Origin of the sequence: Algibacter sp. L4_22, assembly GCF_023473045.1 — a bacterium.
Lineage (GTDB): Bacteria > Bacteroidota > Bacteroidia > Flavobacteriales > Flavobacteriaceae > Algibacter.
This window is the reverse complement of sequence record NZ_JAMCOK010000003.1, coordinates 219,110-239,653: the sequence shown is the minus strand read 5'-3', so window position 1 is coordinate 239,653 and position 20,544 is coordinate 219,110. Positions and strand designations below refer to the sequence as shown.

Annotated in this window: 19 protein-coding genes; 14 read left to right on the top strand and 5 right to left on the bottom strand. The window is 31.9% G+C overall.

Translation table 11 applies throughout. The features are described from left to right. The first annotated feature begins 201 nt into the window (after positions 1-201). Complete coding sequence (locus M4I23_RS09165; protein ID WP_249754187.1) at positions 202-1,665, top strand: aminoacyl-histidine dipeptidase; 1,464 nt, start codon at positions 202-204, stop codon at positions 1,663-1,665. 126 nt (positions 1,666-1,791) lie between these two features. Here the strand turns inward: M4I23_RS09165 and rsmG are convergent, their stop codons facing one another. Further along, positions 1,792-2,421 (bottom strand): 16S rRNA (guanine(527)-N(7))-methyltransferase RsmG, encoded by a 630-nt coding sequence (gene rsmG, locus M4I23_RS09160; protein ID WP_249754186.1) that lies wholly within the window; start codon positions 2,419-2,421, stop codon positions 1,792-1,794. Positions 2,422-2,563: 142 nt separating this feature from the next. Between rsmG and M4I23_RS09155 the strand changes: the two genes are divergently transcribed. Further along, on the top strand, positions 2,564-3,658 hold the full coding sequence (locus M4I23_RS09155) for an acyl-CoA desaturase (RefSeq protein ID WP_249754185.1): 1,095 nt from the start codon (positions 2,564-2,566) through the stop codon (positions 3,656-3,658). Positions 3,659-3,690: 32 nt separating this feature from the next. After that, positions 3,691-4,875 (top strand): pyridoxal phosphate-dependent aminotransferase, encoded by a 1,185-nt coding sequence (locus tag M4I23_RS09150; RefSeq protein WP_158843970.1) that lies wholly within the window; start codon positions 3,691-3,693, stop codon positions 4,873-4,875. 77 nt (positions 4,876-4,952) lie between these two features. Here the strand turns inward: M4I23_RS09150 and M4I23_RS09145 are convergent, their stop codons facing one another. Further along, positions 4,953-5,216 (bottom strand): hypothetical protein, encoded by a 264-nt coding sequence (locus tag M4I23_RS09145; RefSeq protein ID WP_158843968.1) that lies wholly within the window; start codon positions 5,214-5,216, stop codon positions 4,953-4,955. A gap of 307 nt (positions 5,217-5,523) precedes the next feature. On the opposite strand from M4I23_RS09145, the gene M4I23_RS09140 reads away from it, so the two are divergent. Then, positions 5,524-7,731, top strand: a complete 2,208-nt coding sequence (locus M4I23_RS09140) for a S41 family peptidase (RefSeq protein ID WP_249754184.1) — start codon at positions 5,524-5,526, stop codon at positions 7,729-7,731. A 200-nt stretch (positions 7,732-7,931) separates the two neighbouring features. On the opposite strand, the gene apaG is transcribed toward M4I23_RS09140, so the two are convergent. Both apaG and M4I23_RS09130 read right to left on the bottom strand, forming a co-directional pair. Continuing rightward, on the bottom strand, positions 7,932-8,318 hold the full coding sequence (gene apaG, locus M4I23_RS09135; protein WP_158843965.1) for a Co2+/Mg2+ efflux protein ApaG: 387 nt from the start codon (positions 8,316-8,318) through the stop codon (positions 7,932-7,934). A 135-nt stretch (positions 8,319-8,453) separates the two neighbouring features. Continuing rightward, positions 8,454-9,704 (bottom strand): type IX secretion system plug protein domain-containing protein, encoded by a 1,251-nt coding sequence (locus M4I23_RS09130; protein WP_249754183.1) that lies wholly within the window; start codon positions 9,702-9,704, stop codon positions 8,454-8,456. A 167-nt stretch (positions 9,705-9,871) separates the two neighbouring features. Here M4I23_RS09130 and M4I23_RS09125 point away from each other — a divergent pair, with 167 nt between their 5' ends. The 9 genes from M4I23_RS09125 to M4I23_RS09085 all read left to right on the top strand — a co-directional run bounded on the left by M4I23_RS09125 (position 9,872) and on the right by M4I23_RS09085 (position 19,042). Then, the gene (locus tag M4I23_RS09125) at positions 9,872-11,224 is read left to right on the top strand and encodes a Na(+)-translocating NADH-quinone reductase subunit A (protein WP_249754182.1); all 1,353 of its coding nucleotides are present in this window, start codon (positions 9,872-9,874) and stop codon (positions 11,222-11,224) included. After that, complete coding sequence (locus M4I23_RS09120) at positions 11,224-12,450, top strand: NADH:ubiquinone reductase (Na(+)-transporting) subunit B (RefSeq protein ID WP_158843959.1); 1,227 nt, start codon at positions 11,224-11,226, stop codon at positions 12,448-12,450. Before M4I23_RS09125 ends, M4I23_RS09120 begins: the two co-directional genes overlap by 1 nt. 2 nt (positions 12,451-12,452) lie before the next feature. Then, on the top strand, positions 12,453-13,202 hold the full coding sequence (locus M4I23_RS09115) for a Na(+)-translocating NADH-quinone reductase subunit C (protein ID WP_249754181.1): 750 nt from the start codon (positions 12,453-12,455) through the stop codon (positions 13,200-13,202). 3 nt (positions 13,203-13,205) lie between these two features. After that, on the top strand, positions 13,206-13,853 hold the full coding sequence (locus M4I23_RS09110; protein ID WP_158843955.1) for an NADH:ubiquinone reductase (Na(+)-transporting) subunit D: 648 nt from the start codon (positions 13,206-13,208) through the stop codon (positions 13,851-13,853). A gap of 76 nt (positions 13,854-13,929) precedes the next feature. Continuing rightward, entirely contained in the window at positions 13,930-14,643 is a 714-nt protein-coding gene (nqrE, locus tag M4I23_RS09105) for an NADH:ubiquinone reductase (Na(+)-transporting) subunit E (protein WP_158843953.1), read from the top strand. Position 14,644: 1 nt separating this feature from the next. Then, positions 14,645-15,952 carry an NADH:ubiquinone reductase (Na(+)-transporting) subunit F gene (gene nqrF / locus M4I23_RS09100; protein WP_158843951.1) on the top strand — a complete coding sequence of 436 codons (1,308 nt, stop codon included), beginning with the start codon at positions 14,645-14,647 and terminating at the stop codon, positions 15,950-15,952. 231 nt (positions 15,953-16,183) lie between these two features. Then, positions 16,184-16,612, top strand: coding sequence for a response regulator (locus tag M4I23_RS09095; RefSeq protein WP_158843949.1), 429 nt, complete (start codon positions 16,184-16,186; stop codon positions 16,610-16,612). Positions 16,613-16,614: 2 nt separating this feature from the next. Then, positions 16,615-16,989 carry a response regulator gene (locus M4I23_RS09090; RefSeq protein WP_158843947.1) on the top strand — a complete coding sequence of 125 codons (375 nt, stop codon included), beginning with the start codon at positions 16,615-16,617 and terminating at the stop codon, positions 16,987-16,989. Positions 16,990-17,173: 184 nt separating this feature from the next. After that, the gene (locus M4I23_RS09085) at positions 17,174-19,042 is read left to right on the top strand and encodes a YfiR/HmsC family protein (protein WP_306799991.1); all 1,869 of its coding nucleotides are present in this window, start codon (positions 17,174-17,176) and stop codon (positions 19,040-19,042) included. A gap of 13 nt (positions 19,043-19,055) precedes the next feature. Here M4I23_RS09085 and M4I23_RS09080 read toward each other — a convergent pair whose 3' ends face one another. After that, entirely contained in the window at positions 19,056-19,514 is a 459-nt protein-coding gene (locus tag M4I23_RS09080) for a Na(+)-translocating NADH-quinone reductase subunit F (protein ID WP_249754179.1), read from the bottom strand. A gap of 109 nt (positions 19,515-19,623) precedes the next feature. Here M4I23_RS09080 and M4I23_RS09075 point away from each other — a divergent pair, with 109 nt between their 5' ends. Further along, on the top strand, positions 19,624-20,493 hold the full coding sequence (locus M4I23_RS09075; protein ID WP_249754178.1) for a DUF4846 domain-containing protein: 870 nt from the start codon (positions 19,624-19,626) through the stop codon (positions 20,491-20,493). Positions 20,494-20,544: the final 51 nt, after the last annotated feature.

The following is a 20,544-nucleotide window of genomic DNA, read 5'->3' as shown; positions in this document are numbered from 1 at the left end:
ATTTATAAAGGTTTCTTCCTGCTTTCCGTTATATCTTTTTTTTGATATACTTGTTTCAGTATAAAGTAAAGTTAAACTTAATTATAATCGTTTAGACTTTTTGCAAACTATTTAACAACAAAAAAAGGATGCCACATCAATCAGGAGTAGCTGCCAATATCTGTGTATTTTTACTAACTTTGCATTAAAATATAAAAAGACATGAGTCAAGAAATAAGAAACCTAGAGCCTAAAGAACTTTGGAATAAATTTGCCGATTTAAACGCCGTACCACGTCCATCTAAAAAGGAGGAACGTGTTATCGCATTTATGAAAGACTTTGGTAAGAACCTTGGTTTTGAAACTATCGAAGATGAGGTTGGTAATGTTATTATCAAAAAACCAGCAACAGCAGGTATGGAAAATAGAACGACTATCGTGATGCAGTCGCATTTAGATATGGTTCATCAAAAAAATAATGATACAGAATTCGATTTCGATACACAAGGTATAGAAATGTATGTAGAAGGGGATTGGGTTCGTGCAAGAGGCACTACGTTAGGAGCCGATAATGGGTTAGGAGTTGCCACTATTATGGCTATTCTAGAAAGTACAGATATACCGCATCCAGCGATTGAAGCTTTGTTTACTATAGATGAAGAAACAGGGATGACAGGAGCGGAAGGATTAAAAGGTGGCTTACTTACTGGCGGAATTCTTTTAAATTTAGATACTGAAGAAGATGATGAAATTGGTGTTGGTTGTGCCGGTGGTATCGATGTAACAGCAACGAGAACATATGAGGAAGAGGAAACTCCAGAATTCAAAATAGGTTATAAAATTACAGTAAAAGGATTACAAGGTGGTCATTCAGGAATGCAAATTCATGAAGGATTAGGTAATGCGAATAAAATAATGAACCGTGTGCTTTTTGATGGTTTTGAGAATTTTGGTTTACGCATTTCGGAAATCGACGGAGGAAGTTTACGTAACGCTATTCCTCGAGAAAGTAATGCTATTGTTGCAATCGATGCTATTCATGAAGAAGCTTTTCTTTTAGAGATAAAACAGCAAGAAGAAGTTTTAAAGACGGAATTAAAAACGATGGAGCCTAATTTAGAAGTTGTAGTTTCTAAAGTTGAAACTCCAGAAAAAATAATGGATTTAGGAGTTCAAGAAGGATTAACACGAGCTATTTATGCCGCATGGAATGGTGTGTATCGTATGAGTGCAGATATTCCTGAATTAGTAGAAACATCAAATAATATTGCTAGAGTTATTATTAAAGATGGCCATGTAAAAATTGGTTGTTTAACACGTTCTTCTGTAGAGAGTTCTAAATGGGATTTAGCAAACACTTTACGTTCTGTTTTCGAATTAACGGGTTGCGAAGTAGAGTGTACAGGCGATTATCCAGGGTGGACACCAAATATGGATTCTACTATTTTAAAAATAATGGAGAAACTTTACGAAGAATTAAATAACGAAAAACCACACGTAGCGGCATGTCATGCTGGTTTAGAATGCGGGATTCTTGGAACAAATTATCCAGAAATGGACATGATTAGTTTTGGTCCAACTATAAAAGGAGCGCACTCTCCAGATGAACGTGCTCAAATTTCATCTGCTCAAAAATATTGGAACTTTGTATTAGAAATTTTAAAGCAAATTCCTGAGAAGGCTTAGGTTCTAGTCATAGTAAAGATTGTTGTTTTTAAGCTAGAAAAAATTACAATTAAGAAAAGTAAAAGCCATTAAAAATCATAATTATGATTTTTAATGGCTTTTACTTTTCTTATAATCCGTTATAAATTACCCGCGATACTTTAAAGGTAAGTGTACTATTTTTTTTGTTTCGTAGAAATCTTCATCAAAATAGTCAGATAAATCAAAAATAGTAGTGGTTTTGTAATCTTTTAGCTCTTCGGTTAGATCGCCACCTTTTAAATATAGAATACCATTTTTTAGTTCGTGGTTTTGCTCTTTTGCAATTTTTCCTTTTACCCAATGTACAAAAGTAGGCATAGCAGCAACGGCACGGCTTACAATAAAATCGTAATTCCCTTTGGTTTCTTCAACGCGGCTATGTGTTGTTTTTACGTTGGTTAAACCCAAGCCTTCAACAACTTCGTTAACCACTTTTAGTTTTTTAGCAATACTATCTACTAAATGAAATGAACATTCGGGAAACATTATAGCTAAAGGGATTCCTGGAAATCCACCACCTGTTCCAACATCTAGAATATGGCTACCATCTTTAAATTGGATTATTTTAGCTATTCCTAAAGAATGTAATACATGTCTTAAATAAAGCTCATCGATATCTTTTCGAGAAACTACATTTATTTTTAAATTCCAATCTTGATATAAGGTTTCTAATTGGGTGAATTTTTCAATTTGGTCTTCCGTTAAGTCGGGGAAATATTTTAAAAGCAGTTTCATTTCTGTTAAATTTTCAACAAAAATATACTTTTTAGGCGCATAATTTTACAAAAAATTGGGATAACTTAAATAGCTTTATTCATATCTTTGCAGTTAGGTATGATCAAAAAAATATTTTAGAAATCATATTAAAATTTATTGCATGACTAAACAAACCGTCTCATTTTCGAGAAAAGACCCTGCTAAGTTCTTTAAAACGTTGAATAAACGTGTTAATGATTACTTTAAGGAGAACGATATTAAACGCACAGGAAACTGGAAATTATATAATAAAGCCATCATAATGTTTGCTTTACTAATTGTTCCAGCAGTATTAATTTTAACAGTACCCATGTCTGGATGGCTACAAGCTTTATGCATGGTAGTTGTTGGTATTGGTATGGCAGGAGTAGGCATGAATGTGATGCACGATGCTAACCATGGTTCATTCTCCAGTAAAAAATGGGTGAACAAATTAATGGGAAGTAGTATTTACATTTTAGCTGGAAATGACTACAATTGGAAAGTACAACATAATGTATTGCACCATACATATACCAATATTCAAGGACATGATGAAGATATTGATGCGGGTAGAATTATCCGTTTTTCAAAACATTCAAAATGGTTTAAAATTCATCAATACCAAAAGTATTATGCATTCTTTTTATACGGACTGTTAACTGCAAACTGGGCTATTACAACAGATTTTATACAAACCTATAAATACCTAAAACGTAAATTAGCTTATGGTAAGTTACCAAGTCCTGCAACACAATGGACTAAACTTATTATTGGTAAAATTGTGTATTATTCTCTTTGGGTGGCCTTACCATTAATTTTAGGTTTTGCTTGGTGGCAAGTATTAATAGGGTTCTTAATTATGCATTACACAGCTGGAATAATCTTAAGTGTTGTTTTTCAATTGGCACACGTGGTTCCTAGCACTGTTATGCCTTTGCCTGATGAGGATGGTAATATGAAAAACACTTGGGCTATTCACCAATTATTTACAACTTGTAATTTTTCACCTAAAAGCTGGTTAGCTGAATTTTATACTGGAGGTTTAAACCGACAAGTAGAGCACCATTTATTTGCTAATATTAGCCACGTGCATTATAGTAAAATAGCGAAAATAGTTAAAGAAACAGCAAGCGAGTTCAGTTTACCATATAATGAATACAACACATTTTGGAAAGCAGTTTCAGAACATTATAATCAATTAAAAGTGCTTGGGAAAAATCCTGATTTAGCATAAACTAACTATATATTTACTTATAAACACATTTCATGCAATTACTATCTGATAGAATTTTAAACATGGCTACATCGGCAACGTTAGCTATGGCTGCCAAAGCGCGCGAATTAAGAGGCGAAGGCAAAGACATTATTGGTTTAAGTCTTGGGGAACCAGATTTTAACACACCAGATTTTATTAAAGATGCAGCCATTCAAGCTGTAAATGATAATTACAATTCGTACTCTCCAGTAGATGGTTATGTAGATTTAAAAGAGGCAGTTATTGCGAAATTTAAACGCGATAATAACTTAACGTATACTTTACCTCAAGTTGTTGTTTCTACAGGAGCTAAACAATCATTGGCAAATATTGCTAGCGTTATGTTGAATAAAGGAGATGAGGTTATTTTACCTTGTCCTTATTGGGTAAGTTATTCTGATATTGTAAAATTAAACGATGGTGTGCCAGTAGAGGTTGCAACATCTATTGATACAGATTTTAAAATGACTCCTGCACAATTGGAAGCGGCTATTACGCCAAAAACCAAAATGATGTGGTTTAGTTCACCTTGTAACCCAAGTGGATCTGTTTACAGTAGAGAAGAATTAAGAGCTTTAGCCGATGTATTGGTTAAATATCCTAATATCTATGTGGTTTCAGATGAAATTTATGAGCATATTAACTACGGTTCTGGTCATTCAAGTATTGCAGAATTTGATGATATGTACAATAATACAATTACGGTAAACGGTGTATCGAAAGCTTTCGCTATGACGGGATGGCGTATTGGTTTTATTGGTGCTCCAGAAAAAATTGCTCGTGCATGTAATAAAATGCAAGGTCAAATTACTAGTGGTGCTAACTGTATTGCACAACGTGCAGTAATTACAGCGTTACAAGCAGAGCCGAGTGCTGTTAAATATATGATCGACGAGTTTAAAGTGCGTCGTGATTTAGTTTTAGATTTATTGAGCGATGTTAAAGGTTTTAACTCAAACACGCCAGAAGGTGCTTTTTACGTATTTCCAGATGTATCTTATTACTTCGGAAAAACATTAAGAGGTACAAAAATAAATAATGCTACTGATTTTTCTTTATATTTATTAGAAGAAGCTTTAGTTGCAACCGTTACAGGTGCTGCTTTTGGTAATCCTAATTGTATTCGTATTTCTTATGCAGCTTCGCAAGAACAAATTATTGAAGCTATTAAGCGTATTAAAGAAGTAGTGAGCTAGATAGATTTACGTTTAAATAGTAAACTTTATATAATATTAGATCCTTCAGGTTTTTTAAATCTGAAGGATCTTTTTTTTTAGAATAAATATTGGATGGCAACAAATAAGCCAATGCATGTTACTATAAATAAGCCAATATTTATTAATAGCGTTTTTCTGTTTTCTCTTATTGTTTTCTCCTTTATTTCTTTTAGTTGTTCTGGTGTGGCTTTAGGAAATTTTTTTAATTTAATTTTTGAGTAGCTACCAGATAAAGCGCTGTTTTCTCTTCGTTTTGACGCTATACTTCTGTTGTTTTTTAACGACAGGTTAGCAGCCATCATTGAGCCTTCTCCTCCCATAATTTCTGAATGTTTTTAGTGAAACTCTGTTGAAATAGTCAACAAGAGTGTGAAAGATTACTTGATCTAAATCTTTGTAAATGAAAAGTAGCTACTTTATATATAGGTGTCGTTTTTTGTTGAAATGTTACATTTTGATGGTTTTATATTTAGTTGATAGAATATATTCTGAATTGTGAAGATTAAGTAGTGCTATTTAAGAGTTAATGTAAACATTATCAGTTTTTTATTAACTTTGTTTGGAGCCTTAAGAAAAGGTTGTCGTCTCTGTTATATTAAATAGATATTTTTATAAAAAATGAAACTAATGAAATACACGGTTTTAGTTATTGTATCGCTTTTTTATATAACCTGTACATCTCAAACAAAAAAGAGATTTAATTTAGATTTTGAAACTTATGATTCATTACTATTATTTCCGGAGAAATGGTTTGAATGGGGAGATTATAGCTTAAATGTAGATAGTGTTAATGTGCATTCAGGCAGATATGCATCCAAAATAACTTCTAAAGAAAATGTTGCCAATTCTTTTGGTTGTATTGCTTACCGTATTCCTGCTAATTATAAGGGAGAGTCTATTAAACTTGAAGGCTACATGAAAACCAAAAATATTGAAAAAGGGTATGCAGGTCTTATGCTGAGAATAGATGGTGGTAAAAAAATATTAGCGGGCGATAATATGGAAAAACAAAATATCCATGGTACAAAAGATTGGCAAAAATACACTGTAACGTTAACATATCCCGAAAATGCTGAAAATATTATTGTGGCGGGGATAATGAGTGGCACAGGTGAGGCATGGTTTGACGAATTTGTTTTAACTATAGATGGCCAGGATGTTCAAACTTTAAAAGAAATAGAACAACCCGTTTATAAAGCAACTTTAGATAATGAATTTGACTTGAACTCTAAGATTGAATTCCCTGAGCTTAATGAAGAACTTGTTAGTAATTTAGAATTATTAGGTAAAGTTTGGGGGTTTTTGAAATACAATCATCCGGAGGTAGGTAAAGGAAATTATAATTGGGATTTTGAGCTTTTTAGAATATTACCAAACTTTTTAAAAGTTAAAGGTAACTTAGAAAGAGATAAGGTGATTCTCGAATGGATTAAAAAATACGGAGAAATTGATGCGTGTGCAAAATGTATAGATACTAAAGCTGTTAGTTTTGTAAAGCCTGATATGTTATGGTTGGAAGGGTTTAGTTTGAGTTCAGAATTAAAAAATAAAATAAATTATATTTATAAAAATAGATTTCAAGGAAAGCATTATTATATTGATAAAGGTCCTACTGGGAATCCGAATTTTGTAAATGAAAAATATTACTATTCCATGTTGTATAATGATGATGGATTTAAATTATTAGCTCTTTATCGATATTGGAATATGATTCATTATTTTTTTCCTTATAAACATTTAACAGATAAAGACTGGAGTAAAGTTTTAAAAGAATATATTCCAGAGTTTATAAAATCAGAGGGTAAATTAGAATACGAAAAAAAATGTATTTTATTAATAAGTGACATTAATGATACTCATGCAACAACTTCAGTTGGTTTTAATAATGTAACTAAAAAACGAGGTGAGTTTTACCCACCTTTTAAAGTTGAATTTGTCGAAGATAAATTAGTAGTTACAGATTATTATAATCCTGAGTTAAAAGAAACTTCGAAGGTTGAAGTTGGGGACGTGATTACACATATTAATAATAAATCTGTTGAGTTTATTGTGGATAGTATTAGTCCTTATTATCCAGCATCAAATGGCGCTGCGAAAATGAGAGATATTTCTAAAGATCTTTTACGTTTCAATAAAAAAAATATTGATATTGATTTTATTTCTAATGAAATCAAAAAGCACGAGTTTATATCGTTTTATCCTTTGGAGCAATTGAATACGAAGTGGTATAAATGGACGGGTGAAAAAAGTTATAAATTATTAGAAAATAATATTGGCTATGTAACTTTAAAATCGATAAAAACTGAGGACATACCGATATTAAAAGAAACTTTTGAAAACACAAAAGGTATTATTATTGATATAAGAAACTATCCTTCGGCTTTTGTGCCTTATAAATTAGGTTCTTATTTTGTTTCGTCAAGAACCCCTTTTGTTAAAATAGCTAAATTTAATAAAGATAACCCTGGGGAATTTAATTTTTCGGAACCTTTGAATCTCGAAAACGATACTATAACATATAAAGGCAAGTTGGTTGTTTTGGTTAATGAATATTCGCAAAGTCAATCGGAATTTACTGCTATGGCATTTAGAGCAGGAGAGAACACTACTATTGTTGGAAGTACTACAGCTGGAGCAGATGGTAGTGTTTCTGATATATATTTACCAGGAGGATTATTAACTAGAATTTCTGGAAATGGTATTTATTATCCAGATGGTGCAGAAACTCAAAGAATTGGTATTGTTCCCGATGTGGTGATTAGGCCAACTGTTGAAGGAATTAAAAAGGGGAGAGATGAAGTATTGGAAAAAGCAATTGAAATATTAAATTATTAATATAATTAAACCACTGTGGAAACCTGCGTTAGGGATTGATGCGGCATCCTTTTTTGTGCTAAGCTTTTGTTTTGCTGAAAGGAATATAATTGGGGTTTTAACGCTTGTTTATTAAAAGCTGTAATTAATATAGCACAAATAAAGATATAGCGGAAAGCCTGACCCTTTTGGGTAACGCCAAAATAAGATAAATTCAGAAATTAATTGATAGCAAAAGTAGCACTCAACTTAAATGTAGGGATGGTTACTTGGAATTTTTTTGTAGTTGTAAAATTGACCATGTTGTAGTGCCCTTGCATAGCGCCAAAAGGCGATTTAAGCAAACAGCCAGATGTGTACGTGTGTGATTCTCCTGGTTTTAAAACAGGTTTTTTACCTATTACACCTTCGCCAATTACGGTTTCTACATTATTTAAGGCATCTAGAATCTCCCAGTGGCGGGCAAAAAGTTGTACGGAATCTTTACTTTGGTTTTCTATGGTTACGGTATAGGCAAAGGCATATTGCATTTTATAGTTTTTATAAAATGAGCCTTCGAAGTTTGTAACTACCGAAATTTTTATGCCGCATGTAACTTGTTGTACCATATGTGATTAAGCAATTTACGTTGCTAAAATAATAAATATTAAAGAGTTAGTGAGCGATTTTAACAGGTTTGATTGATAAATTAGTTGAAATGCATTTCTTACCCTATATTTTGCTGAATTTCTAAAATTAGCGTATTAATTTGTGATGTTCACTGAGCTGGCTTCTCCTAAACCAATGATTTTATCGTATCGAGCGCCTAAATCGCGATAATACACTAGAACTTTGTAATTGTTTTCGGTTTGCCAGAAATTACCGCTTACGGCACCTTCATTTATTGTACCGTCATCGTTGACAACAATATATTTGTAGTTATAAAACCCTTGCTTTAGTAGCATGGTGTTTGTAAAACGGTTATTTGCTTCATCGAAAATCATACGTGTGCTATCGTTTATCGCGTAATTATTAAAGTTTCCATATATATGTACGTTCTTATTGGTTAAAAAGTCGTCGCCTAATAGTGAAAAATGCATCCAAACGTAATCTGACTCAATGCTAGCGTCATCTGCATCAACATTGGTTATTAAGTAATTTCCGTTAATATCTGGGTTATATGTGTATGGTTTACTGGCGCGTTCCATGTTGGTGTAAAGGTAATTATGGTAAATATCTTTAAGGTCTATAAACTGAATACCGGTGTTGGCTGCGCGAACATCTTTATTTTCGAAAAAGAGAAATTCATTGCCGGCCCAAAAGCTAGTTTCGTTATCATATTTATATATAAGCTTGCTGCCAATGGTGTATTGTGGTTTAATATTCGCGATTACGTTGTTTAAATTATTATTTTGAATAATGACGGCTTTTACAGTTTGTGTTGGGTTATTTAGCTGGATGTTGTTTGAGGTAATTAGGAGTTCTATTCGTTGTTTTTCTTCAATGAATTCAATATTTCTTGATCGTTTTACGCTTACACCAACGGCGGTTTTGTCTTCATAAATCATGAATTTTCTAGAGAATAGTAATTCGTCGTCGTCATTAAAAATAGAAATCATATAATTCCCAGAAATTTTTAGTCCTTTTGTAAATTGGTTTGGGATGGTGAGTTTGTAATGTGAAAATATTTGATAGGTGTTAAGTGAATTTTCGTAATCACGAATACGCTGATTATCGAAACCATTTAAGAATTCAGATTTTATAAGGTTGGAAGGTGTCCAGTCGAAATTGTAATGTTCAATTTTATAGTAGTAGTCTGCCTCTTCGCCATTTAAGGCGTCGAATTCTAAAACAACATATTCGCCTAGTTTTAAAATAGGTAATTGGGTTTCGGGTGTGTTACTTTTAAAATTGATGGTTTTAATGAAATCAGGAGGACTTACTTCTTCAACTTGAGAAAAAATAAGACAGGGGAGGAGTGCTATAAGAAATGTTTTTATTACCTTAGATTTCATATTTGCTATAATTTTATGTGTAAATATAAACAAAATCTATGCCTAATTAAATCTGTTTATTTAGAATCGATATAAATAAATGATATGCTTTTTTTTGATGAAGATTTTAGGTATTTATTTGTATTTTTGCACCGATTTTTAGACAACTAATTTCAATAAAAATAAATATGTCAAACGACATTCGTATTAAAAAAGGTCTGGACATTAAACTTATAGGTGAAGCTGATAAAACCGTTGAACAAGCGATTATTAGTAACTACTACACTATAAGGCCAGAGGATTTTCACGGCGTAATTCCAAAACTTGTTGCAAAAGAAGGTACTTCAGTAAAAGCTGGGGATACTTTGTTTTTCGATAAATCTCAAGACTCGGTAATGTTTTTATCGCCAGTTTCAGGGAAAGTGATTGAAGTACAGCGTGGACCAAAACGACGCATAGATGCTATTAAAATTGAAGCTGATAAATCGCAAGTTTTTGCAGATTTAGGGAAATTTGATTTAAGTAGTGCCACAGCGGAATCTGTAAAAGCACATTTGTTAGCATCAGGATGCTGGCCGTTTGTAAAACAACGCCCTTATGATGTTATTGCAAATCCAAATAAATCGCCAAAAGCGATATTTATTTCGGGTTATGCAAGTGCGCCATTAGCTGCCGATTTAGACTTTACTTTAAAAGGTAAAGAAGCTGAATTGCAAGCTGCGGTAACTGCTTTAGGTAAGCTAACGGAAGGTGCTGTGCATATTTCAGTTGGCACCTCTAGTTCACCTCTTGCTGGTTTAACAGGTGTTACTACTCATAAAGTTTCTGGACCACACCCATCTGGGAATGTTGGTACACTAATTAATAAAGTGGATCCTGTAAATAAAGGCGAAGTGGTTTGGACGGTAAACGCTCAAGACTTGGTTATTATTGGGGAACTTTTATTAACTGGTAAGTTTAATGCAGAACGTATTGTAGCTTTAGCTGGCTCTTCGGTTGAAAAACCAAGATATTTTAAAACTATTATTGGTAGTGAAATTTCTACCATTATTTACGATAAAGGTGTTTCTAAAGAAGGTAACGATCGTGTTATTTCTGGAAATGTGTTATCAGGAAAACAAATTCAACCAGACGGAAATTTAGACTATTACAGTAATGTAATATCTGTTATTCCTGAAGGTGATGATTATGAGTTTTTTGGATGGACTAAACCTGTCTTCAATAAAATTTCTACGTCAAGAGCCTTAACATTTTCTTGGTTAAGTAAAACAAAAAAATACGATTTAAACACCAACACTAATGGTGAGCATCGTGCTTTTGTTACTACAGGTGTTTACGAAGAGGTTTTTCCTTTAGATATTTATCCAATGCAAATTTTAAAAGCTTGTATGTATAAAGATTTAGATGAAATGGAAGTTTTAGGAATGTACGAAGTTGCACCTGAAGATTTCGCCTTAACCGAGTTTGTATGTGTATCTAAACAACCGCATCAAAAAATTATTAGAGAAGGTTTAGACTTAATGCTTAAAGAAATAGGATAATGGGTTTAAAAAATAATTTACATAAATTAAAGCAAAAGTATAAAGGGACAAAAATGGCACCTGCATTTAATGCAATCCATACCTTTTTATACTTACCAAATGAGACCACACATAATGGAACTCATATAAAAGCAGCCGACGATTTAAAGCGTACTATGAATACAGTAATTATGGCTATGGTGCCATGTTTATTGTTTGGTATGTTTAACGCTGGTTATCAACATAACTTACAGGTTGGAGAAGTTCAAGCTGTAACGGCAGGTTTCTTTAGTCCAGAATTTTGGGCTTTTGATAACTTTATTATTGGTTTTTGGAAAATCATTCCTTTAGTAATTGTTTCTTACGGTGTTGGTTTAGGAATTGAATTCTTATTCGCGGTAATAAAAAATCACGAAGTTGAAGAAGGTTATTTAGTAACAGGTATGTTAGTGCCATTAATTGTGCCAATTGATATTCCTTTATGGATGTTGGCCGTTGCTGTTATCTTTGGTGTTGTTATCGGAAAAGAAGTTTTTGGTGGTACTGGGATGAATATCTTAAATCCAGCATTAACAATTAGAGCCTTTTTATTCTTTGCATATCCTACTTGGATGTCTGGAGATAAAGTTTGGGTTGAAGGTGCAGTTGAAAGAACAAAAGAAATTGCTGCTGGAGCTAATTTAGATGCCATTTCTGGAGAAACTATTTTGGGGACTTTAGCACAAGGGAAAGCGGTTACGCATTCTGTTGCCGATATGTTCTTTGGTTTTATCCCTGGTTCAGTTGGAGAAACTTCAACACTACTTATTATTTTAGGTGGTTTGTTTTTAGTGTTTTCTAAAATTGGAAGCTGGAAAATTATGTTATCATCATGTGTTGGCGCATTAGTTATGGGCTTAATTTTTAATGGTGTTGTAAGTTCTGGTTGGATTACTGAAACAAGTAAGTTTTATGGATTAATGAGTACTGAATTTTGGCATCACTTACTTATTGGTGGTTTTGCTTTTGGTACCGTGTTTATGGCTACCGACCCAGTTACGGCGTCGCAAACCAATAAAGGAAAATGGATTTATGGTTTCTTAATAGGGTTTCTTTCTATTATGATTCGTGTATTCAATCCAGCATATCCAGAAGGTGTGATGTTAGCTATTCTATTAATGAATGTGTTTGCTCCAACTATTGACCATTATGTGGTTCAAGGAAATGTGAAGAAAAGAATGAAACGTTTAAAAGCTAAAGTTGCATAACGATGGAAAATAGAACAGATAAAAATTCATATACTATAATTTTCGCCGTTGTTATGGTGTTGGTTGTAGGTTCATTATTAGCATTTACAGCATCATCTTTAAAACCTAATATTGATGAAAACAAACGTCTAGAAAAGCAACAAAATATTTTGTATGCTATGGGCGTAAATGAGAATGATGAAACTAGTGCTAATTTTGTATCAACAGATAAAGCGCCAGACTTGTTTAAAAAATACATTAAAAAACAATTGGTTATTCAAGATGGTAAAGTTACCGAGGATGATGAAGCTTATTTAATTGATGTTAAAAAAGAACAAACCAATGCGAAAGCTGGTATTGCTAGACGGTTACCTTTATTAGAAGGTGTAAAGGATGGTAAAACATTTTACATTGCGCCAATTCGTGGTAAAGGTCTTTGGGATGCTATTTGGGCTTACGTTGCTATGGACGAAAACATGGTAATACAAGGTGCTTATTTTGATCACAAAGGAGAAACGCCTGGTTTAGGAGCTAATATTAAGCAACGTTTTTTTATGGACGATTTTATTGGTGAGCATTTGTTAGATAACTCAGATCGTTTTAAAGGTATTGATGTTTCTAAAAGTAATGCCGATCCAAAAAACGAGGATAAAACAGATAACGAAGTCGATGCTATTGCAGGGGCTACTATTACAGGTAATGGTGTTTCAGCAATGATAAAAAGCGATTTAAAGCTTTACGTACCGTTCTTCAAAAACTTAAAAAACAATTAATTTATGGGACTTTTATCAAAAAAAGACGCCAAGTTAATCACAGATCCATTAGCGGATAATAACCCAATTACTATTCAAGTTCTTGGTATTTGTTCTGCTTTAGCAATTACTGCTGAGTTAAAAGCATCTATTGTAATGGCTGTTTCAGTAATGGCCGTGTTAGCTATTGGGAACGTTGTTATTTCTTTAATGAGAAATATTATTCCTTCAAAAATTAGAATTATTGTACAATTGGTTGTTGTTGCAGCTTTGGTAATTATAGTAGATCAAGTATTAAAGGCATTTGCTTACGAGTTAAGTAAAACGCTTTCGGTATTTGTTGGATTAATTATTACAAACTGTATTATTATGGGACGTTTTGAGGCTTTTGCTCTGGCAAATAAACCTTGGAGATCTTTCCTTGATGGTATTGGTAATGCAGCTGGTTACGGTTTAATTCTTATTCTAGTAGGATTCTTTAGAGAACTTTTAGGTTCTGGAACACTATTAGGATTTAAAGTTTTAGGAGATCCAATCGAAAAAACAGGATTATATGCTTTAGGTTACGAGAATAACGGTTTTATGTTATTATCTCCAATGGCTTTAATTGTAGTTGGTATTATTATTTGGATTCAACGTAGTAGAAATACAGCATTAGTAGAAGATCATTAAAATTTGGTTATTAGTGGTTGTGACGGGTTTTTTTATAACAAGTAACAATTATTAAATAACCAATAACTAAAGAAATATGGAACATATAGAGTTATTTTTTAAATCAATATTTATCGATAACATGGTATTTGCCACGTTCTTAGGAATGTGTTCTTACCTTGCGGTATCTAAAAAAGTGAGTACAGCTGTAGGTTTAGGAGCAGCCGTAATTTTTGTATTGGCTATTACCGTGCCTTTAAACTGGTTATTAGATCAGTATTTATTGCAACCAGGTGCTTTATCTTGGTTAGGTGAGGAGTATGCAAGTTACGATTTAAGTTTCCTATCGTTTATCATGTTTATTGCAACTATTGCAACCATGGTACAATTAGTAGAAATAGTGGTCGAGAAATTCTCTCCATCATTGTACAATTCATTAGGTATATTTTTACCATTAATTGCTGTAAACTGTGCCATTTTAGGAGGTTCATTATTTATGCAATCTCGTGAAATACCAACTTTAGGATTAGCAACTGTTTACGGTGTAGGTTCTGGAATTGGATGGTTTTTAGCGATTTTAGCGATAGCCGCTATTCGTGAAAAAATTAGATATTCTAACGTGCCACCAGCATTAAGAGGTTTAGGAATTACATTCATCATTACTGGTTTAATGGCGATTGGATTCATGAGTTTTGGAGGAATGTTAACTGGAGGTGATGAAGAAGCACCAAAAGAAGAAAAAACTGCAAAAGTAGATTCTACAAAGGATAACAAAGAAGTGTTAGCTAACAACATAAAAGTAAACGAGTAATATGATATTAGCCGCAAGTACAACAGGAACAATAGTAGTAACAGTAATTGCTTTTTTAATTATTACGCTTTTACTAGTTGGTTTATTATTAGTTGTAAAACAAAAACTATCACCATCAGGACCAGTAAAAATAACGATTAATGGTGAAAAGGAAATAGAAGTAGCTTCTGGAGCTAGTTTACTTACCACGTTAGGGAATGCTAAAATATTTTTACCATCTGCCTGTGGTGGTGGTGGAACTTGTATTCAATGTGAATGTCACGTAAATTCTGGTGGAGGTGAAGCTTTACCAACCGAAGTGCCTCACTTTACAAGAAAGGAATTACAACATGGTGTTCGTTTAGCTTGTCAAGTTAAAGTGAAACAAGACATGGATATCACTATTCCAGAAGAAGTATTTGGAATTAAGAAATGGGAAGCTGTTGTAGTGCGTAACTATAACGTGGCATCTTTCATTAAAGAATTTGTAGTTGAGATCCCGGAAGATATGGGTTACAAAGCAGGTGGATATATTCAAATTGAAATTCCTCCATGTGAAGTAAAGTATTCTGATATGGATATTACAGCGCATCCTGAAGAACATGAAACGCCAGATAAGTTTCAAGCAGAATGGGAAAAATTTAAATTATGGCCATTGGTCATGAAGAATACGGAAACAATTGAAAGAGCCTATTCTATGGCTTCTTACCCTGCTGAAGGACGTGAGATTATGTTAAACGTACGTGTGGCTTGCCCGCCGTTTGATCGCGCCAAAGGTGGTTGGATGGATGTAAATCCAGGTATAGCTTCGTCTTACATATTCAACCAAAAACCAGGAGATAAAGTAACAATTTCAGGACCTTACGGTGAATTCTTTATTAATGAATCTGATAGCGAAATGCTATACGTAGGTGGTGGTGCAGGTATGGCTCCAATGCGTTCTCATTTATATCATTTATTCAGAACTTTAAAGACTGGAAGAAAAGTGACTTATTGGTATGGTGGACGTTCTAAACGTGAGTTATTCTATTTAGAGCATTTCCGTGAGTTAGAGAAAGATTTTCCTAATTTTAAATTTTACTTAGCATTATCTGAACCAATGGAAGAAGATAACTGGAAAGTAAAAGAAAATATTGATGCCCCAGGTGATGGTTTTGTAGGTTTCATTCACAACTGTGTTATCGATAATTATTTGTCATTACATGAGTCTCCAGAAGATATAGAATTATACTTCTGTGGACCTCCATTAATGAATAAAGCTGTTCAAAAAATGGGTGAAGATTTTGGTATCCCAGATGAACACATTCGATTTGATGATTTTGGAGGATAGTCTCTAAATTTGAAATATATAAAAAACCCAATACGAAAGTGTTGGGCTTTTTTAGCTTCTAATTTTTATTAAATATTAAAATATAAAGTTTTTATTTTAATATTTTTTTGTTGAATTAGAAATACACAATGTATTATGTCGTAAAAATGTGTTATTATATCGATAAAATAATTAAATTGCAACAATAAGCGTAGATAAAACCTTTCATTATTATAATATAATCGCTCTATAATGGTTGATAAAGAAAAGAATCTAAAAGTTTTATTCATTGATGATGATAAAGCAACTAATTTTTTAAATAAACATATCGCTAAAAATAATGATAATATTAGTTCTATAGTGTTATTAGATAGTGGTTTTGAAGGAATCTCTTATATTAAGAATTGTTTAAAAAACGAAGAAGAAAAACCCAATATAGTCTTTTTAGATATTAATATGCCAGCCATGAATGGTTGGGAGTTTTTAGAAAATTTTTATGCATTGGGTAAGGATTTAGTCGATGATATTAACGTTATTATTCTTTCGTCATCTAATGATCCAAAAGATTTAACAAAATTCAATAATTATGATACACTTTTAGATTTTATAAGGAAGCCTCTAGATAAACAGGTGTTTAATTCTGCATTAATGAAAGTTAAGAATAATACTTCATCATATTAATTATGAAAAAAATACTTTTAGTTGATGATGATGAAGCGACCAATTTTTATAATCATTATATTTTTAAAAAAAGTGCTATCAATTGTGAAATAGTAATGCTGGAGAATGGCTTAAAAGCACTTAATTATTTGAAAAATATTGATGTTCCAGATATTATTTTTTTAGATATAAATATGCCTGTTATGGATGGTATTCAATTTTTAGAAGAAGTCCAAAAATGTTCTAATGATAAATTTGATAAAGTCGTGGTATATGCTATGATAAGTGTAGATTTATCAGAAGAAAAATTTGAAAGGTTAACTGCCGTTCGTAAAGTTGAGATTAAAAAAGGAAAAATGCTAACAGTAGAATATATTAATAATTATGTAAATATCTAGTAAGTATTAGTTAACGATAAGAGCTTAATTTTTTGCTTTAGGTTAATTGTAAAATAATCCATTCATTCCCTCTAAATTTAATAATAAACTAAAGATATATAATATCTTTTATGTCTAAACAGATAAATAAACCATTAGAACACTGTTCTTAGGGTTATATGCTGTTTAATAGAGTTGTTTAAAAATGGGAAATATATCATATAGGGATCTAAGTAAATCTGTGCTTAAGAAAATTATACTGACTTATAATTCAAAGTGTTTAAATTTAAAAACCTTAATATTATTAGTTGTATTTTCCTTGTACTCTAATCTGTCTTTTAGCCAGAATTCAGAGAAAAACAGAGAATCTTCTATACTGGAGCAACGCGCAATAATGGTTTTTAATTTGTGTGAACAAGTTAAGTGGCCCAAAATAAAACAAATGACTACCTTGAAAATAGGAGTTATGGGGCCAGATACTATTAAAAAGAGTCTTTTTGATATTTCAAATAATAGACGCATATATGATAAACTTATTGAAGTTAAAAGAATAAACAGTGTTGATGATATTCAATATTGCAATGTGGTTTATGTAAATAGCACCTATGAATATTTAATAAAAGCAATTTTAAATAGTACAAAGGGGAAGGAGATTCTGATAATAACAGAAGGGTATCCAACGCACAGCTCAATGATTAATATGGTGCAGGTTGGTGATACTTATGAATATGATATCAATAGGCAGTTTATTAGAGAAGCTAATCTTAAAATTACTCCAGTATTAGCTAGTTATGCTGTAACTTCAAAAGAAATAAAAGATAAATTATATAAAAAAGTAGAGCAAAACTTATATATAGCCAATAGGGAAAAAGCTGAGCAGAAAAAAATTATAGAAACTCATATAAAAACAATTGGAAGTCAAATAGATGATATTAATAAAAAAGATAAAGTTATTATAGATAAAGAACATTCTATAACTAATTTGTCTCGTGAAAGTGAATTGAAAAACAAGAGGCTAGAAGAAAGTCTTGTATTCGAGCTAGAATTAGAAGAAAAGCTTGAAAAACAGTTATATAAAATAAATGCGCAACAATTAGAAATAGATTCTGTTAATCTTGAAATTCAAAATCAACAAAAGGTTTTAACGGTCCAAAACATTCATATAAAAGAAAAGGAAGATATTCTTGCAGAAAAAAATATAATAATAAGTACACAAAGACAATACAATATATTATTATCCATTTTGTCTTGTTTATTATTCATAGTGAGTATATCATTGCTAGTGGCTTATATTAAGAATAAAAAATTAAATTTTCGCTTAAAGGCACAGCATGTTGAAATTAACCACCAGTCTAAACAATTGGTTTCAAAAAATAAAGAATTAGAACAATTTGTTTATATCGCAAGCCATGATTTACAAGAACCTCTTAATACCATATCTAGTTTTATAGATGTTATAGATTCTGAGTACAACAGTAGTTTTGATGATGATGGAAAACAAATGCTTGGTTTTATAAAAGAAGGTAGTGTGAGAATGAAAAAGTTAATCGATGCACTTTTACAATATTCTAGGTTAGGAAGAACAAAAATAATTGATGATGTTGACTGTATGCCGTTATTAAATGTATTGACAGGAGATTTACAAAGTGTCATAAACCGCAGTGAAGCCGTTGTTAATTATAAAGATTTGCCAAAAATAAAAGGTAATGAGGTAGAATTAAGATTACTTTTCCAAAACCTGATAACTAATGGGATTAAATTTACAAAACCTGGAGTTAAGCCTAAAATAGATATTTATTGTACCGAAATTTCCAAAATAGAAGAAGGCGATGTTGAAGAACAAAAATTCTGGCAGTTCTCTGTTGCAGATAATGGCATTGGTATAGCTCAAGAATATCAAGATCGTGTTTTTGCTATATTTCAAAGGTTGAACTCAAGATTAGACTATGAAGGTTCGGGAATAGGCTTAGCACATTGCAAAAAAATTGTGGAGTCTCATTCTGGTAAAATATGGTTTACATCATCAGAAGGCGCCGGAACAACTTTTTCTTTTTCTATTCCAGTGAAAGCTTAAACTTATTTGTTTTTCAACTAAAAAGATGTAATTCTACTTTAGATTTATCGTTTTTAAATTCAAATAATTTGGTATAATCCATAACATTATCGATTTTGTCTAAATCGCACAAAAGTTTTATCACTTCAGACAACCCTTTAAATAAAATATCTTTATCTGTTGGATTTGTAGGTTTTTCATTTTTATAATGAAGTGGTAATTTGTATCCGCAAGACTTCAAAAAAGTTGCTTCTATTTGAAGTAATTCTAAAGGGGAATATCCATTAAATTTTCGTTCTAAATTTTGATGTACTTTGCCAACATAATTAAGCGCTGTTGCCCCATGATGGTCAGAAAGATGTTTCCAACTATCCATTTGGTCTAAAATATTTCCAACCGCACATTGTTTGCAACATTCGGGATTCAATTTGTTATTATGAAAAGCAATATATAGTTTATTTATAGCGGCTTCTAATCGTGGAGTAGTTTGCATATCGGTTAATTTTGATATTAAATTACGAAAAAAAAAGCAGTTTCTTTAAAATGGACTTTCTTTACCAATTCTATTTATACCAAACTATATGTTTCTTCGTTATAAAAACATGAAAAAAACTATCGTTTTAACCATTTTCACCGGCGTTGTTGCTGTTTTATTCTTTCAGATAACATCTTCTCATAAGAATTTAAAAAACAGTGTTAGAGCTACCGATAAAGTAAACCTAATTGATAAAGATAGTTTTACTATTGTTTCAAGAGTAAATGTTCCTGATGGCTATAAACGTGTAAATTATTCTGAAAGAACTTTTCAAAATTATCTTCGGAATTATAAATTGAAAGCTTTTGGAAGTAAAATTATTAATTATGATAATTCTGAATATTTTTGGCAAGGTGGCCACATAGCAATTTTAGAAATTCCTGTTCCTAAAAACGGATTACAACAATGTGCCGATGCATTAATTAGAATACGTAGCGAATACTTATGGGAAACCGGTAGAAAATCAGAAATAGGGTTTAATTTCACAAGTGGACATTACTGTTCTTGGCTTAAATATGCTGAAGGATATCGGCCTAAAATTAAAGGCAATAAAGTCTCTTTTTATAAAACCGCGGGGAAGAATTATTCAAAAGAAAATTTTTATAAATATTTGAATCTTATTTACATGTATTCAGGCACATTGTCATTATACAATGAATTACCAAAAATAACATCTTCAAAAGATTTGAAAATTGGAGATATGCTTATAAGAGGTGGTTCTCCAGGGCATATTGTTATGCTTTGTGATGAAGTGATAAATGAAAATGGTGAAAAACTATTTTTACTGTTTCAAGGAAATACGCCTGCGCAAAGTGTGCATTTGGTTAAAAATCTTGAGAATAGCGTAATTTCTCCGTGGTATAAACTGGAGCAAGATGTTGTTATACCTGTTTCAAATTATACCTTTAATAATTCCAAATTTGTTCGTTTTAAATAACTTTTTGTCAAGTACTTTGTTATAATCTAGTTTTTAAAATACGAGTAATAT

What these genes read in the sequence shown, in the direction of transcription:
- M4I23_RS09075 (WP_249754178.1), top strand. Translation starts at nt 19,624, where the DNA reads ATGAAAAAAACTATCGTTTTAACCATTTTCACCGGCGTTGTTGCTGTT.
- M4I23_RS09120 (WP_158843959.1), top strand. Translation starts at nt 11,224, where the DNA reads ATGGGTTTAAAAAATAATTTACATAAATTAAAGCAAAAGTATAAAGGG.
- M4I23_RS09080 (WP_249754179.1), bottom strand. Translation starts at nt 19,514, where the DNA reads ATGCAAACTACTCCACGATTAGAAGCCGCTATAAATAAACTATATATT.
- M4I23_RS09095 (WP_158843949.1), top strand. Translation starts at nt 16,184, where the DNA reads ATGGTTGATAAAGAAAAGAATCTAAAAGTTTTATTCATTGATGATGAT.
- nqrF (WP_158843951.1), top strand. Translation starts at nt 14,645, where the DNA reads ATGATATTAGCCGCAAGTACAACAGGAACAATAGTAGTAACAGTAATT.
- rsmG (WP_249754186.1), bottom strand. Translation starts at nt 2,421, where the DNA reads ATGAAACTGCTTTTAAAATATTTCCCCGACTTAACGGAAGACCAAATT.
- M4I23_RS09085 (WP_306799991.1), top strand. Translation starts at nt 17,174, where the DNA reads ATGGGAAATATATCATATAGGGATCTAAGTAAATCTGTGCTTAAGAAA.
- M4I23_RS09145 (WP_158843968.1), bottom strand. Translation starts at nt 5,216, where the DNA reads ATGGGAGGAGAAGGCTCAATGATGGCTGCTAACCTGTCGTTAAAAAAC.
- M4I23_RS09155 (WP_249754185.1), top strand. Translation starts at nt 2,564, where the DNA reads ATGACTAAACAAACCGTCTCATTTTCGAGAAAAGACCCTGCTAAGTTC.
- M4I23_RS09165 (WP_249754187.1), top strand. Translation starts at nt 202, where the DNA reads ATGAGTCAAGAAATAAGAAACCTAGAGCCTAAAGAACTTTGGAATAAA.
- M4I23_RS09090 (WP_158843947.1), top strand. Translation starts at nt 16,615, where the DNA reads ATGAAAAAAATACTTTTAGTTGATGATGATGAAGCGACCAATTTTTAT.
- nqrE (WP_158843953.1), top strand. Translation starts at nt 13,930, where the DNA reads ATGGAACATATAGAGTTATTTTTTAAATCAATATTTATCGATAACATG.
- M4I23_RS09130 (WP_249754183.1), bottom strand. Translation starts at nt 9,704, where the DNA reads ATGAAATCTAAGGTAATAAAAACATTTCTTATAGCACTCCTCCCCTGT.
- M4I23_RS09110 (WP_158843955.1), top strand. Translation starts at nt 13,206, where the DNA reads ATGGGACTTTTATCAAAAAAAGACGCCAAGTTAATCACAGATCCATTA.
- apaG (WP_158843965.1), bottom strand. Translation starts at nt 8,318, where the DNA reads ATGGTACAACAAGTTACATGCGGCATAAAAATTTCGGTAGTTACAAAC.
- M4I23_RS09150 (WP_158843970.1), top strand. Translation starts at nt 3,691, where the DNA reads ATGCAATTACTATCTGATAGAATTTTAAACATGGCTACATCGGCAACG.
- M4I23_RS09115 (WP_249754181.1), top strand. Translation starts at nt 12,453, where the DNA reads ATGGAAAATAGAACAGATAAAAATTCATATACTATAATTTTCGCCGTT.
- M4I23_RS09125 (WP_249754182.1), top strand. Translation starts at nt 9,872, where the DNA reads ATGTCAAACGACATTCGTATTAAAAAAGGTCTGGACATTAAACTTATA.
- M4I23_RS09140 (WP_249754184.1), top strand. Translation starts at nt 5,524, where the DNA reads ATGAAATACACGGTTTTAGTTATTGTATCGCTTTTTTATATAACCTGT.